Origin of the sequence: Enterococcus sp. DIV1067f, from assembly GCF_050543505.1 — a bacterium.
Taxonomy (GTDB): domain Bacteria; phylum Bacillota; class Bacilli; order Lactobacillales; family Enterococcaceae; genus Enterococcus_D; species Enterococcus_D entomosocium.
Genome location: NZ_CP172940.1, coordinates 2,750,951 through 2,764,070, shown reverse-complemented (window position 1 = coordinate 2,764,070; position 13,120 = coordinate 2,750,951). Strand labels below are relative to the sequence as shown.

The following is a 13,120-nucleotide window of genomic DNA, read 5'->3' as shown; positions in this document are numbered from 1 at the left end:
ATTTTAGAGTGTTGCATTCGGATAATAGATCAAATGGAAAAGGATTTAACAATTACGAGACATGAAAAAGAGAGAAAGGAGGGACCAATGGCAAACATGCAAGATGTGGCAAAACTTGCCAATGTATCCGTGACTACCGTCTCACGAGTGATCAACAATAAAAAATACGTGAATGAAGAAACAAAGCGGGTTGTGCTAGAAGCAATTCAAGCACTTGATTATGTACCAAATGAATTAGCACGGTCCTTTTATTACAATTCTTCAAAGATGATCGGCTTGCTGATCTATGATTTGAAAAATGATTTTTATAATCAATTTATTACCCGAATCGAGTCGCAACTGATTGAGAAAGGCTATAGTTTGATGATTGGTACCACACAAGGAAATCCTGAAAGAGAAGCCTATTTTTTGAACTTGTTTCTCGCAAATAATATTGATGGGTTGATCTTATGTACCAACCTTTGTACGCAAGGTCCGTTGTTGCAAAAGGTTCTCAAATTACCTCTAGTGAGTGTGGGTAGAGTCCTTAGCGATGAAGTATCCTCCGTTTCTGCGGATAATACCTCAGGTGGACAGTTGGCAGCACAGATCTTAATCCAAAATCGTTGTCGCGAGATCCTCTTCATTAATGGGCCAAAGACATTACATTCCGTTCAAGAAAAATCGGCTGGTTTTTATCAAGTGATGGACCAATACCCAGAGATTCTTGTTCACGAGGTCGTACTCGATTTTGTAAATGTCACGCAAACATCCTTTGATCAACTTTTTCATCAATGGCCTTCTATCGATGGCATTTTTGCGGCAAGCGATTTTTTGGCAGCCTGTGCTTTACGTTCCCTTCATTCACTGGATAAAAAGATTGGTGAAGCGATTCAGGTGATTGGTTATGAAAACACCAATGTTTGTCTTTGTACTAGCCCTTTGCTTTCGTCCATCGCACGACCTTTAGAGGAGATGGTGGATTGGACGACCCAGCTACTTTTTCAAGAGGTACAAGGAGACAAAACCGCACCAAGACACGTCCTCTTGAAAAATTCATTTGTCCCAAGAGAAACGACTCAATGGAAGTGATGGGAAAAGAAGCAACCGTTTGCAGCTTTCTTTTGATTGTCTTGGGATAGCCGCAATTCTATAATGAAATGGACTGGAATAAATCCAGACTGATGAAGTTGCTAAGTGATAGGTGTTGATAGCTAGTACTATTTTTTCGAAAAAATGGTTCCGCTTACAAAAGATTCTGTAAAATAGCGAACGGCTTGAAGGATAACGCCTCAAGAAGAGTGTACCTAAAATGCGATCACAAAAACAAATCAACCTAAATGTAATATGAAGGAGTGAATAACCATGTGGAAAGCAAACTATCATACCCACACAACTCGATGCAAACATGCACGGGATTCTGATGAAGACTATGTGATCAAAGCCATCCAAGCTGGCTTTAAGGAAATTGGCTTCGCTGATCATTGCCCTTGGCCCTTTGAGGATGGGGATGTCTCGCCCATGCGGATGGATGTTGCGCAATTGGAAGATTACGTTTCATCGGTGAAAAGCTTACAGGAAAAATACCAAGGACAAATCGATGTGAAATTAGGATTAGAGTGTGAATATTTTGAAACAATGATCCCTTGGCTGGTTGCAGAGAAAGAAAGGCTGTCGATCGACTATTTGATTTTTGGCAATCACTTTCCTGAAATCGAAAGCAATCACTATTACGACCATACACCCGGGGATTCGGTAAAAGCGATCAAAGATTATCTCCGTGTTTCTTTACAAGGGATCGAATCAGAAATTTTTGCTTATATGGCACACCCAGATGTGTTTATGCGGGGCTATAAAACCTTCGATTCCCATTGCGAAGAAGTTGCTTACCGTTTATGCGAAAAAGCCAAAGAGTATCAGCTGCCATTGGAGTATAATTTGGCGGGCTATACGAATGGTGGCTATCCGCATCCTGAATTTTGGAAGATCGCTAAGGAAGTCGGCTGCTCTTGTATTATTGGGATCGATGCCCACGAGAGTGCGGCTTTCACAAATACAGAAATTTACGAAAGAGCTCTTTTAGAAATCGATGCCTTAGGATTAACAAGGATCGATCGGCTCTTCTTTGCGTGAAGGAAAGAAAGTTGATTGTTTTGGAAATAAACATGGACGCCAGTGGGGATCACTAGCGTCCATGTTTATTAGAATTGCCATTCTTGAATTTTTTTCAAGAGTACCGCTTTGTCGGCAGCTTCCGCAAAGGAATGCTGAGCGGCAGTTTCGTTTATGAAGCGCATCTCTGATTCGGACATGTCGCAATGATGAGCCATTTGCAGGTATTCATTGGTCAATGTCGTATTTGAGACCGTTCGGTTATCGGTGTTCAAACAAAAAGGGACCTTGGCTTCCAGCCATTCTCTTAATGGGTATGCCGAGTATGTGGGAATCGCACGAGTATGAACATTGCTGGTAGGACAGCCTTCGATACAGCGCTTTTGTTCTCGAACAAACGCTTGAGCAGTGTGATCTCCTTTTAAGGCGATGCCGTGGCCAATCCGCTGCGCACCGCTTTCGATGGCTTGATAAATGTTTTGCACACAGCCGCATTCGCCTGCATGTAAGGTCAGCTGGACACTTTGGTTCTTGAGGAACACTTGATAGCTGGCAGCTAAATCAGGGACGTACCCGTCTTCTTCTGGACCTGCTAGATCAATACCGACTACTTTTTCATCGGTAAGAGCGATCGCTTCATCAAAAATCTCCGTAATAGCTGATAGGTCTTCTTGACGCATCCCAATGACCAAAACATTGCCTTTGATTGGGTAGCGTTTTTCTGCTCGTGCGATGCCTTCGATCACGGCTTGGATGGTCTGGCTGCAAGTGAGTCCTTTGTCCATCGATAAGCTGGGGGCAAAGCGGATCTCAATATAAGCGACCCCATCTTGAGCGGCTTGTTCCATCACGTCATAGGCAGCAGCTGCTAAAGCTTCTTGTGTTTGCAAATACGGCCGAACGAAATCAAAGCAGCTAAGATAATCCCTCAGGTCATGACAATCTTTGGGGGCTTGCATCTGTGCTTTCACAGCTTCGATGTCTTGAGCGATGGGAAGCTCTTGCTGATTGGCGATGGCGATCAATGTTTCTGGACGAATGGAACCGTCGAGATGGCAATGAAGTTCTACTTTGGGAAATGCTTGGATTTGTTGTTGAGTAAGCACAGTGTTCCTCCTGTCTAGGTCGAATTTTTTTTAAGTATGAATATAGCATACTTCCAAAGCCCATGCTACCCAAAAAAGGAAATTCTCATAGAAAGCAAACCAGCAGCCGCGAATTACTTGTGCGGCTGCTGGTTTTATTGTGGGAGAGTGGCTCAAATCAACTCCGATAGATCGGTAAAAGGCAATGACAGATCATGAGCGGCTTCTTTTGAAGTAAATGCGCCCTCATAGGCGATGACCCCTTTGGCAAGTGCCTCGTTTTCTCGCAACGCTGCTAAAGGGTCTTTCGCTAGCTGCTGGGCATACGGTAATGTGGCAATGCTCAATGCGATGGTTGCCGTTTGCGGCACAGCACCCGGCATATTCGCCACTGCATAGTGAATGACTTCTTCCCGGATATAGGTTGGCTCGTCGTGGGTGGTGACTTTGTCTTCGGTCTCGAAAATTCCGCCTTGGTCAATGGCAATATCGACGATCACGGATTTTTCAGGCATCTGTTTCACCATGTCGCGGGTCACTAAGCACGGGGCTTTTTGTCCTGGCAATAAAACGGCTCCTACCACCAAGTCTGCGGATTGGATCGTTCGCTCGATATTCAAACGATTGGAATACAAAGTTTGGACTTGACCAGAAAATTGTCGATCCAGCTCTTGTAAGCGTGGGATTGAAACGTCTAAAATTGTCACTTGTGCGCCTAGACCTACGGCGACTCTCGCGGCATTCTCGCCGGCAACGCCACCACCAATGATCGTTACCCGACCTTGACGGACGCCGGGAACACCCGAAAGCAGGATCCCTTTTCCGCCATAAATTTTTTCGAGAAATTGCGCGCCAATTTGAACAGACATTCTTCCAGCGATCTCACTCATGGGAGACAGTAAAGGCAGGGTGCCGTTCGCCAGCTGGACGTTCTCATAAGCAACAGCGATCACTTTGCTGTCGATCAACGCTTGAGCAAGCTGTTGATTGGCGGCTACGTGGAAATAGGTGAATAAAACCAGTCCCTCATGCAAAAAGGGGTATTCTTCTGGTAAAGGTTCTTTGACTTTCATAACCAATTCAGAGGCCCAAACCTCTTCAACGGTAGCAATCGTAGCGCCGACTTCCTGATACGCTTGATCAGAAAAGGTTGATCCTGCACCAGCGCCTTGTTCAACGAAGACTTCGTGTCCGTCTTGGACTAACTCATAGACTCCGGAGGGCGGCAATGCCACACGATTTTCATTGTTCTTGATTTCTTTGGGGATACCGATTTTCATAGACTTCACACCTTTCTTTCTTCCATTATAATAGAAAGCGGATTCCCAAGGGGAGAAAAAAGGGTTTTTTTATTAAAAAAGTAAGATCCAGTTGCTGCTTTCGGGACGACAAAGAAAAAAGCCCCCAATGGGACTTTTTTCGAACAATCAGCTGAAGGTCCAAAAGCGCAAGCTTTGATCAGCGATTTCATCTAGTGTGTAGTAAGTAGCGTAGTGGGATTTTTCCGGATCATCATTGGGATCTAAGACAAACACTTGATCGCCCATCATTCCACCTAAGACCATGATATGGCCGCCATCTGTAAATTCCCCTGGGGTCATAGAAACGATGACGGGATGATTTTGTTGCAAGTAGGCTTCAACGCTAGCTAGGTCAGTACTAAGATCATAATAGTTGTAGCCGTTTGCATCGGCAAAGTCAGAAAAAATCCGCCAGTCCGTTCCTTGGCCGTCAACGTAATAATGATCTCCTGCCCAATCAAGGACTTCCGGTGGCGTAATGTGATAGCCTTCAAGATAGGATTGAACCATCGCAAGAGAAGCGATCGCACAGCCGTTTTCTGCTAAGGTTTGGCTGCCGTCATTGCCATAGGATCTATCGGCCCATTCTTCGTTTGTCTGCAGGAAAATCGGTGTTGTGATGTCCATTTCCCCTAAGTAAGCATTGATATCTTCACTAAAAATAGCTTGAGAGTAAATATATTCGTCGTCATAACTCTCATCATAGGCAACGACGGTGTGCACGTGTTCGTACAACTCTCCGTACAACACGTGATGAGAGATTCGATTGAACCCTATCCAAATCAACACCAATCCTGCTAAAACAATCATTGGCCGACGCTTTCGATAAACATCTGTCTGTTTTTGCATTTTTCCCTCCTTGTTTTACGAATCGTACGTATTCATCCTGTTCTTTTAAGTAAAACAAAGGAGGGGGAGCTTGTCATCGGCCTACAGACCGATTCCACGATCAACTTTCAAATGCCTCTAGTTCTAAGCTAGTATTTTCCCATGCTTCTAATAGGGCTTCTTGTTCAGTGCGGGCTTGTTCTAACGCTTGATTCAACGCGGTCAATTTTACATGATCATTCAACGCTTCTGGTGCGGTCATGTCTTGTTCCAGTTGCTGGATCGTTTCTTCTATCTTGGCAAGCTCTTCTTCGATTTGGGCGACTTTTCGCTGTAAGGTTCTAACGGCTTTTTGCTGTTCTTTGCTTTGGACAAAGTTTTGTTTGCCTGCTGAAATGGTGGTTTCGGTTGTTTTTGCTTCCAGCATCGCTGCGATTTCAGCTTCTTCTTGTTTCTTTTCTAAATAATAATCGTAATCGCCTAGATAGAGCTTGCTGCCATTTTCAGACAGTTCCACGACCTTGGTGGCGATTCGATTGATAAAGTAGCGGTCGTGAGATACGAAGAACAACGTGCCTTCATAATCGATCAGGGCATTTTCTAAGACTTCTTTGCTGTCGATGTCTAAGTGATTGGTTGGTTCATCCAAAATCAAGAAATTGTCATGATCCATGGCTAATTTTGCCAAAGCGACACGGGCTTTTTCGCCACCACTTAACAGCGTGATCGGCTTTTCAACATCTTCTCCCGAAAATAAGAAGCTGCCTAATATATTGCGAATATCGACTTCAGGTGTGGTACTGTGGTCATCCCAAAGCTCATGGAGGATCGTTTTGGTTGAGTGCAGATCGGATTGAGTTTGGTCATAGTACCCGATTGAGACATTGGCGCCAAAATGCACCTTTCCTTGAATAAAGGGGATTTTATGAATCAGCGATTTCAGTAAGGTTGACTTGCCGATCCCATTCGGCCCCACTAAAGCGATCGCATCTTTGCGACGAACATCTAAGTCGATGGGCGCCGATAAGACTTCTTCTTCAGAATAACCGATAGCGGCATTTTCTACTTGCATTACAACATTTCCTGAAGGTTTTTCAATGGAAAAAAGGAAGTGGGCGGATTTTTCATCTCCTTGCGGGCGATCCAACCGGTCCATTTTCTCCAATTGCTTACGGCGACTTTGCGCGCGTTTGGTGGTAGAGGCACGGACAAGGTTGCGGGCAACAAAGTCTTCCAGTTTATTGATTTCTTCTTGCTGCTTTTCAAAGGCTTTCCATTCGCTTTGCAGCTGTTCAGCTTTCAGGGTCAAATAGCGGCTGTAATTGCCTTTGTAGTGGCGCATTTTTTGCCGACTCAGTTCGTAGACTTCGTTGACAACTTTGTCTAAGAAGTAACGGTCATGGGAAACGATCAGCAACGCACCGGCATATCCTTGTAGATAGTTTTCCAACCAAGATAACGTTTCGATGTCTAAATGGTTGGTCGGCTCATCGAGGATCAAGATATCAGGTTTTTGCAGCAGCATTTTTGCTAATGCCAAGCGGGTTTTTTGACCACCGGAAAGGGTATCGATCGGCTGTGTGTAAAAAGAAGGATCAAACTGAAAACCGTGCAAGACGGAGCGAATTTCATTTTCATAGCCATAGCCGTTTTTTTCTGCAAATTCATGTTGCAATTGATCGTATTCCTTCAGGAGATTGCCAGAGTCAGCAGCAGGATCTGCTTCGGAGATGGCGATCTCTAAGGTACGCATGCGCTGCTCCATCTGTCGAACCGTTGCAAAAGCTCCTAGCATTTCTTCCCAAACGGTGGCCTGACTATCAAGTCCGGTATCTTGAGCTAAGTAGCCCATCGTAGCGGTCTTGTTTTTAGCGATCGTTCCTTTATCAGGACTTTCGAGTCCAGCAATAATTTTCAGTAGCGTTGATTTACCAGCACCGTTGCGCCCAACAAGCGCGATTCGGGAATTGCTGGCAATCTCTAATTGGATATTTTCAAATAAAACCTCGGCTCCGAAAAGACGGGCGATTTGGTTGGCTTGTAATAAAATCATGTGTATGTCATTCCTATCTTTAAGAAACTTGTCTGTATCAAGGTTGCAATACTACAAGTCTATCATATTTTATGAAAAACAGCGATTGGGAAAAAGTTTGATTTTACCATTATAAAATTTATATTTCAAATTATGAGCATTCAAATTGATTTTTGAACAATGTATTTGTTATGATAGCTTCATCACAAGTGAATTTTTCACAATGGGGGAGTATTCTTTGAAAGATCATCAAATTCCAAAGGCAACAGCGAAGCGATTGCCTTTATATTATCGTTACTTGCGTATTTTGCACCAAGCTGGCAAATTAAAAGTTTCTTCGACCGAACTAAGTGAAGCTGTTCAAGTTGATAGTGCGACGATCCGCCGCGACTTTTCCTACTTTGGTGAATTAGGAAAACGCGGCTATGGCTATGACGTTGAAAGCTTGATGCAGTTCTTTGCGAAGACATTGAACGAAGACCACATGACGAATGTAGCTTTAGTCGGTGTCGGAAACTTGGGGAGCGCCTTGTTGAAATACAAATTTCACCAAAGCAACAGCATTCGGATCAGTGCTGCATTTGATGTCAACGAAGATCTAGTTGGTCGAATCGTAGATGGTGTGCCGGTCTATCCAATGGATGACATGAAGGAACAAGTGAAGATCCAGCAGATCGATGTGGCTATTTTGACGGTTCCCGCACAACATTCACAAGATTTAGTGAATGAGCTTGTGAAAGCTGGCATTAAAGGAATCTTGAACTTTACACCTGCACGGATCACTGCACCAAAAGGCGTGCTGATTCAAAACGTTGACTTAACCAATGAATTGCAAACATTGATTTATTTCTTGCATTCAGGCAACGTCTTGTCACATGAAGAACCAGTAGAAGAACCATCACTAAGCGAATAATCGCATCACATAAATAGGAACCAACAAAACAGCTGCCAGATCGTAGTATATACAACGATCTGAAAGCTGTTTTTTGCTTTTCGCCATTGATCTTACTCGTCTAACTGGTCAAAAAGTGATTCGTAGGAATCTTGCTCTTCAACGCTTGTGAGCGCTTCTTGATACCGCAAGATTTGTTGAGTCAAACGTGTGAAATCGATGATGCGGGCTTCACGATGCACTTCTTTCCCATTCGCGAACAAGAGGACGACGGGAACCGTCAAGACCGAAAATAAACTGGCTGCTTCTGGCTCTGCCAGCGTGTTGATGGTAATTAGGGGGAGTTGCTGGGTTTGTGCCAGTTTTTGGATGCGTGGTTTGTCTGCAACACAAATACTGCAATTCGGTTGAGAGAGATAGAGTAGTGCCAACGGTTGTTGGGCGAGCTGCTCTTGGATCGGTTGATTTTTTTGCATAAGTCATTCCTCCATGGAAAATGTACGCTGTTCTTGAGGAAAAGTCAAAATATCTGCTAGCAGCTGATCGCTTAGGTGAGTAAGAAGGATTCAAAGATAAGGGAAATCTAAAGCAACGATTAAAAAAATAGGCTGCTTTAAAAAAAACGTTGTATAAAAAAAGGAAAAAACGTATAGTAATTCCAGCGTTTCGAATTTATTGATAAAGAAGGTTAAAGTTATGTTTCAGGCATTACCGAATTCTGTCCTGCAAATGAGTGTTATTTTTTTATCTATCGTCATTGAAGCCTTGCCGTTTGTCCTATTGGGCTGCTTGATCTCAGGTGCCTTACAAGTCTTCTTGACGCCAGAAAGAGTCACGAGACTCTTACCAAAAAACAAATTGGCATCGATCACAGTTGGTTGTGGTCTGGGGGTCTTTTTTCCTTCCTGCGAATGTGGGATCGTACCGATCGTTAATCAGTTCGTAAAAAAAGAGGTTCCAGTGTATACGGCGTTTGCCTTTATGCTGACTGCACCGATCATCAATCCTATCGTGATTTTTTCGACATTCATTGCCTTTGGAAATTCCGCGAAGTTCGCCTTTTTGCGTGTACTGGGCAGCTTATTGGTCGCAATGGTCGTGGGGATCTGGCTGGCGTATTTTAACAAACAAGAGGTCTTAAAAACACGGCTTGCCAATCAATTAAGTGGCGGGAATGAGCAGGCAGCCCACCCACACCATCATGGGCATGATCACGCCCACCATCAAACAGAAAAGACCAGTCATCCGTTCCTTCGGCAGATTCGTCATTTGCTGCAGCATAGTTTGGATGAGTTTTTCGATACTGGGCGTTATTTGATCATTGGTGCGTTGATCGCCTCAGCGATGCAGACCTATCTGCCAACTGGTTTGATGCTGACATTAGGCTCCACGAAGCTGTTAGCGGTCTTCGTCATGCTGCTGTTAGCATTAACGTTATCCCTATGTTCCGAAGCAGATGCCTTTATCGGCTCTTCGTTGTTGAGTTTATTCGGCACTGGACCAGTCGTCGGTTTCCTGGTTTTTGGTCCAATGGTAGATATTAAAAACCTGTTGATGATGAAGCGGTACTTTTCGGGGCGTTTTATCGCTTCTTTAGTTGGTTTAGTCGCAATCGTCGTTTCAATTTATGCATGGGTGGTGTAAAGAATGGTTCGTTTTTTGATCTTATCAGGCTATTTTGAATTGATGATGTATTTGCAAGTGACGGGTAAACTCAATCAGTTTATCAACATTCATTATCGCTATCTCGCTATTTTATCCATGATCATTTCTTTATTATTGGCTTTGGTCCAGCTGTATTTTTGGGTCAAACAAGAGCCCGAGCATCATCATGACGATGAGCACCAGCATGGATTAGAGAAAAAACACCAACGAGTGATTGCGTATTTTCTATTAGCCTTACCGATCATCGTGGGTCTCTTTTTCCCCACCGTTAGCTTGGATACGACGATCGTTGAAGCAAAAGGGTTTAATTTCCCCCTAAGTGAAGAATCTGTGGGGGATCCAGAAATGACGACCCAATATCTGAAACCCGATACAAGTCTTTATTTTAACAAAGAAGATTATGACACTCAGATGGATGCAGCCTTGGCACGTTACGCCAAAGATGAGACGATTGCGATAACGGAAGAAAATTACTTGGAAGTCATGGAGTTGATCTATACGTACCCGAGCGAATTTATTGGCAAGAAAATCACCTATGATGGATTTGTGTACCATGCAGATCAAGATGATGCCAATGAAATCTTTTTGTTTCGTTTTGGCATTATCCATTGTGTGGCTGATTCAGGCGTTTTTGGCTTGCGAGTGGAATTACCACAACAAACAACGGCAGAAAATAACCAGTGGCTCCACGTGGAAGGGACGATCCAATCGAAGTACTATCAACCCTTCAAACGGGACTTGCCGATGGTGGTAGCAGACCAAGAGAAGACGATTGAAGCACCAGAAAACCAGTATGTCTATCGCGCTTTCTAGCTTTTTTTAAGAAAGTTCATAAAAACATCATAAACCTTTGTTATAATGGAGAAAATCTAAGCATATGTTTGTAGTTTTATCAAACGTTTAGTACAATATAGTAGGAACATATGCTAAAATCTATACAAAAGAGAGGTGTCGTGAAATGGGTTTTACAGATGAAACAGTTCGCTTTGATTTTGATGATAGCCGTAAAAAAGAAGTCAGCGAAACATTAGCTATCGTCTACCGAGCATTAGAGGAAAAAGGATACAATCCGATCAATCAAATCGTCGGTTATCTCCTTTCTGGCGACCCGGCTTACATTCCTCGTTATCGGGATGCCCGGAATTTGATTCGTCGTCACGAACGGGATGAGATCATGGAAGTTCTGATCCGTTATTATTTAGGCAATCACGGGATCAACCTATAATGAGAATCATGGGATTGGATGTTGGTTCGCGGACAGTCGGCGTGGCGGTCAGTGACCCAATGGGCTGGACAGCACAAGGGATCGAGATCATTCGCATCAATGAAGATGAAGGCAATTTCGGTTATGATCGACTTGCTGAATTGGTGAAAGAATATGAAGTCTCACGTTTTGTGGTAGGACTACCTAAAAATATGAATAATACGATCGGACCTAGAGCGGAAGCTTCTATGGCTTACGGCGCAGCGATCGAACAGCAATTCGGTTTGCCGGTCGTTTACCAAGACGAACGTCTGACGACCGTTCAAGCAGAACGAATGCTGGTAGAACAGGCGAATACATCGCGTGCCAAACGAAAAAAAGTGATTGATAAATTAGCAGCAGTCATGATTTTGCAGAATTATTTAGATGGTGCTGGGAAACAGCTGTTTTAATTTACAGAAAAGAGGAAAATAAATGTCAGAACATACACACGATCATAACCACGATCACGATCATGAAGGACATGAACACATTACTTTAATCGATGATCAAGGAAATGAAACATTATACGAAATTCTATTAACGGTTGACGGTACGGAAGAATTCGGCCGCAACTACGTCTTGCTTTATCCAGCAGGCGTACCAGAAGAAGAAGACGTTGAATTACAAGCATACGCTTATATTGAAAACGAAGACGGTTCTGAAGGTGAATTAGAACAGATCGAAACAGAAGCAGAATGGGATATGATTGAAGAAGTCTTCAACACATTCATGGCGGAAGAAGAAGAATAGTCTTAAAATGATGGCTGAACCCTTAGCGAATAAGGGTTCAGCTTTTTTGTGTTTTGTTTTGAATACGAGATTGAATACGTTCCGCTAGAAATTTAGGTGTTCTGCAAGCTTTTCAACGGTTTTTTCTTTGGTTTCTTTAGTTAGATGAGCATAAGTATCCATTGTTAATTTGATTGATGAGTGTCTAAGGCGTTCTTGAACTTCCTTCATGGAGACTCCTGACTCTAACAGCATACTAGCATGAGTGTGTCTGGTTACATGGTTTCCTAGAAATGGAATACCGGAATTCTTGCAGATTGTGATCATACGAGAATAAATAGCGTGTTTAGTAATGATTTCCTTGTATATTCCACAAAAAATCATTGTTGGATCAGTAATACCAAGGGTTAACATATATCTTTTTTGATTGATTTGCCATTTCTTTAGCCAATTAATAGTTTTATTGTCTAAAGATAGAGAACCATAACTATTTTTCGTTTTTGGACTTGAAATTTTGTACCCATATTTTGTTTGGCTTAAGGTTTTGTTTATAGTTACGGTGTTTGAATCAAAGTCAATATCTGACCAGTTCAAAGCTAAAGCCTCACTAATTCGACAACCACTAAAAAACAGAAAGCGAAGTAGCGTTTTATCGTAATCTGCTCTATAGGTACTTCTTTTTGATTCCAAGTATTGGAAGAGAATTTCTAGTTGATTCCGTGAATAAATTTTGACAGTATCTTTCTTTTTTTCAACATTTCTATTGGGCATGATTACAAGTTCACAGGGGTTTTTAGTAATTAGCCCCAAAGTCATTGCGTATTTGAAAATACGGCTTACGGTAGAATGTAGGACTTTATATTGATCCGTCATTTTCGCCCATTGATTCAATATTTTCTGAACGTGTTTTACAGTGATTTCTTTGATCCTGAATTTACCATATTTTGGAAGAATCCATTTATTGAACTTGATCTCAATTTTTAATTGAGTGACTTCCTTTACAGTGGTTTTATAACTTTCATACCAAAGTTCATAGATTTCTTGAAAAGTCTCGTTCGTGTCTTGTTTAAGTCCGTTATCTTCAAAGTCTACAAGTAGTCTATTAAGCTCGATTTGAGCTTCTTTTTTTGTTTTAAAATTTCTACGTGTAGTACGGACTTCTTTACCAGTTAATGGATTGATTCCAAGGTAGGTTTGAAACATCCATGCTTTGGCTCCGTCTTTCTTTTCATATTGTTTAATTATTGCCAT

14 protein-coding genes are annotated in these 13,120 nt (G+C 42.6%); 8 read left to right on the top strand and 6 right to left on the bottom strand.

Features of this window, described 5'->3' with window-relative positions; translation table 11 throughout:
• The first annotated feature begins 87 nt into the window (after positions 1–87).
• Together IGJ42_RS12705 and IGJ42_RS12700 are read left to right on the top strand one after the other, a co-directional pair.
• Positions 88–1,071: a LacI family DNA-binding transcriptional regulator gene (locus tag IGJ42_RS12705; RefSeq protein ID WP_244732334.1), complete on the top strand. Its 984-nt coding sequence runs from the start codon at positions 88–90 to the stop codon at positions 1,069–1,071.
• 273 nt (positions 1,072–1,344) lie between these two features.
• Positions 1,345–2,112 (top strand): histidinol-phosphatase, encoded by a 768-nt coding sequence (locus IGJ42_RS12700; RefSeq protein ID WP_430615669.1) that lies wholly within the window; start codon positions 1,345–1,347, stop codon positions 2,110–2,112.
• Between the two features lie 68 nt (positions 2,113–2,180).
• On the opposite strand, the gene add is transcribed toward IGJ42_RS12700, so the two are convergent.
• From add to IGJ42_RS12680, 4 genes are all read right to left on the bottom strand, one after another.
• A complete protein-coding gene (add, locus tag IGJ42_RS12695; protein ID WP_422705694.1) occupies positions 2,181–3,197 on the bottom strand; it encodes an adenosine deaminase in 1,017 nt (338 codons plus the stop codon).
• Positions 3,198–3,349: 152 nt separating this feature from the next.
• On the bottom strand, positions 3,350–4,456 hold the full coding sequence (gene ald / locus IGJ42_RS12690; protein WP_016612688.1) for an alanine dehydrogenase: 1,107 nt from the start codon (positions 4,454–4,456) through the stop codon (positions 3,350–3,352).
• A 147-nt stretch (positions 4,457–4,603) separates the two neighbouring features.
• Positions 4,604–5,326: a C39 family peptidase gene (locus IGJ42_RS12685; RefSeq protein ID WP_422705696.1), complete on the bottom strand. Its 723-nt coding sequence runs from the start codon at positions 5,324–5,326 to the stop codon at positions 4,604–4,606.
• A gap of 100 nt (positions 5,327–5,426) precedes the next feature.
• Positions 5,427–7,358: an ABC-F family ATP-binding cassette domain-containing protein gene (locus IGJ42_RS12680; RefSeq protein WP_315037042.1), complete on the bottom strand. Its 1,932-nt coding sequence runs from the start codon at positions 7,356–7,358 to the stop codon at positions 5,427–5,429.
• Between the two features lie 217 nt (positions 7,359–7,575).
• Between IGJ42_RS12680 and IGJ42_RS12675 the strand changes: the two genes are divergently transcribed.
• Complete coding sequence (locus IGJ42_RS12675) at positions 7,576–8,250, top strand: redox-sensing transcriptional repressor Rex (RefSeq protein ID WP_005228549.1); 675 nt, start codon at positions 7,576–7,578, stop codon at positions 8,248–8,250.
• Between the two features lie 92 nt (positions 8,251–8,342).
• On the opposite strand, the gene IGJ42_RS12670 is transcribed toward IGJ42_RS12675, so the two are convergent.
• Positions 8,343–8,705 carry a thioredoxin family protein gene (locus tag IGJ42_RS12670; RefSeq protein WP_086372317.1) on the bottom strand — a complete coding sequence of 121 codons (363 nt, stop codon included), beginning with the start codon at positions 8,703–8,705 and terminating at the stop codon, positions 8,343–8,345.
• A 220-nt stretch (positions 8,706–8,925) separates the two neighbouring features.
• Between IGJ42_RS12670 and IGJ42_RS12665 the strand changes: the two genes are divergently transcribed.
• The 5 genes from IGJ42_RS12665 (at position 8,926) to IGJ42_RS12645 (ending at position 11,890) form a co-directional block, all read left to right on the top strand.
• The gene (locus IGJ42_RS12665) at positions 8,926–9,873 is read left to right on the top strand and encodes a permease (protein ID WP_086297855.1); all 948 of its coding nucleotides are present in this window, start codon (positions 8,926–8,928) and stop codon (positions 9,871–9,873) included.
• Positions 9,874–9,876: 3 nt separating this feature from the next.
• Positions 9,877–10,707, top strand: coding sequence for a TIGR03943 family putative permease subunit (locus IGJ42_RS12660; RefSeq protein ID WP_086297853.1), 831 nt, complete (start codon positions 9,877–9,879; stop codon positions 10,705–10,707).
• Between the two features lie 145 nt (positions 10,708–10,852).
• Positions 10,853–11,119 (top strand): IreB family regulatory phosphoprotein, encoded by a 267-nt coding sequence (locus IGJ42_RS12655; RefSeq protein WP_005228556.1) that lies wholly within the window; start codon positions 10,853–10,855, stop codon positions 11,117–11,119.
• Positions 11,119–11,550 carry a Holliday junction resolvase RuvX gene (gene ruvX, locus IGJ42_RS12650; RefSeq protein ID WP_005234242.1) on the top strand — a complete coding sequence of 144 codons (432 nt, stop codon included), beginning with the start codon at positions 11,119–11,121 and terminating at the stop codon, positions 11,548–11,550. The genes IGJ42_RS12655 and ruvX overlap by 1 nt, the downstream gene beginning before the upstream one ends.
• A 22-nt stretch (positions 11,551–11,572) precedes the next feature.
• On the top strand, positions 11,573–11,890 hold the full coding sequence (locus tag IGJ42_RS12645) for a DUF1292 domain-containing protein (RefSeq protein ID WP_005228559.1): 318 nt from the start codon (positions 11,573–11,575) through the stop codon (positions 11,888–11,890).
• Positions 11,891–11,974: 84 nt separating this feature from the next.
• On the opposite strand, the gene IGJ42_RS12640 is transcribed toward IGJ42_RS12645, so the two are convergent.
• Complete coding sequence (locus tag IGJ42_RS12640; protein ID WP_155853352.1) at positions 11,975–13,120, bottom strand: site-specific integrase; 1,146 nt, start codon at positions 13,118–13,120, stop codon at positions 11,975–11,977.

Excerpts from the sequence above, each read along its gene's own strand:
- IGJ42_RS12705 (WP_244732334.1), top strand. The coding sequence starts at position 88 with ATGGCAAACATGCAAGATGTGGCAAAACTTGCCAATGTATCCGTGACT.
- IGJ42_RS12700 (WP_430615669.1), top strand. The coding sequence starts at position 1,345 with ATGTGGAAAGCAAACTATCATACCCACACAACTCGATGCAAACATGCA.
- ald (WP_016612688.1), bottom strand. The coding sequence starts at position 4,456 with ATGAAAATCGGTATCCCCAAAGAAATCAAGAACAATGAAAATCGTGTG.
- IGJ42_RS12685 (WP_422705696.1), bottom strand. The coding sequence starts at position 5,326 with ATGCAAAAACAGACAGATGTTTATCGAAAGCGTCGGCCAATGATTGTT.
- IGJ42_RS12680 (WP_315037042.1), bottom strand. The coding sequence starts at position 7,358 with ATGATTTTATTACAAGCCAACCAAATCGCCCGTCTTTTCGGAGCCGAG.
- IGJ42_RS12670 (WP_086372317.1), bottom strand. The coding sequence starts at position 8,705 with ATGCAAAAAAATCAACCGATCCAAGAGCAGCTCGCCCAACAACCGTTG.
- IGJ42_RS12665 (WP_086297855.1), top strand. The coding sequence starts at position 8,926 with ATGTTTCAGGCATTACCGAATTCTGTCCTGCAAATGAGTGTTATTTTT.
- IGJ42_RS12660 (WP_086297853.1), top strand. The coding sequence starts at position 9,877 with ATGGTTCGTTTTTTGATCTTATCAGGCTATTTTGAATTGATGATGTAT.
- IGJ42_RS12655 (WP_005228556.1), top strand. The coding sequence starts at position 10,853 with ATGGGTTTTACAGATGAAACAGTTCGCTTTGATTTTGATGATAGCCGT.
- ruvX (WP_005234242.1), top strand. The coding sequence starts at position 11,119 with ATGAGAATCATGGGATTGGATGTTGGTTCGCGGACAGTCGGCGTGGCG.
- IGJ42_RS12645 (WP_005228559.1), top strand. The coding sequence starts at position 11,573 with ATGTCAGAACATACACACGATCATAACCACGATCACGATCATGAAGGA.
- IGJ42_RS12640 (WP_155853352.1), bottom strand. The coding sequence starts at position 13,120 with ATGGCAATAATTAAACAATATGAAAAGAAAGACGGAGCCAAAGCATGG.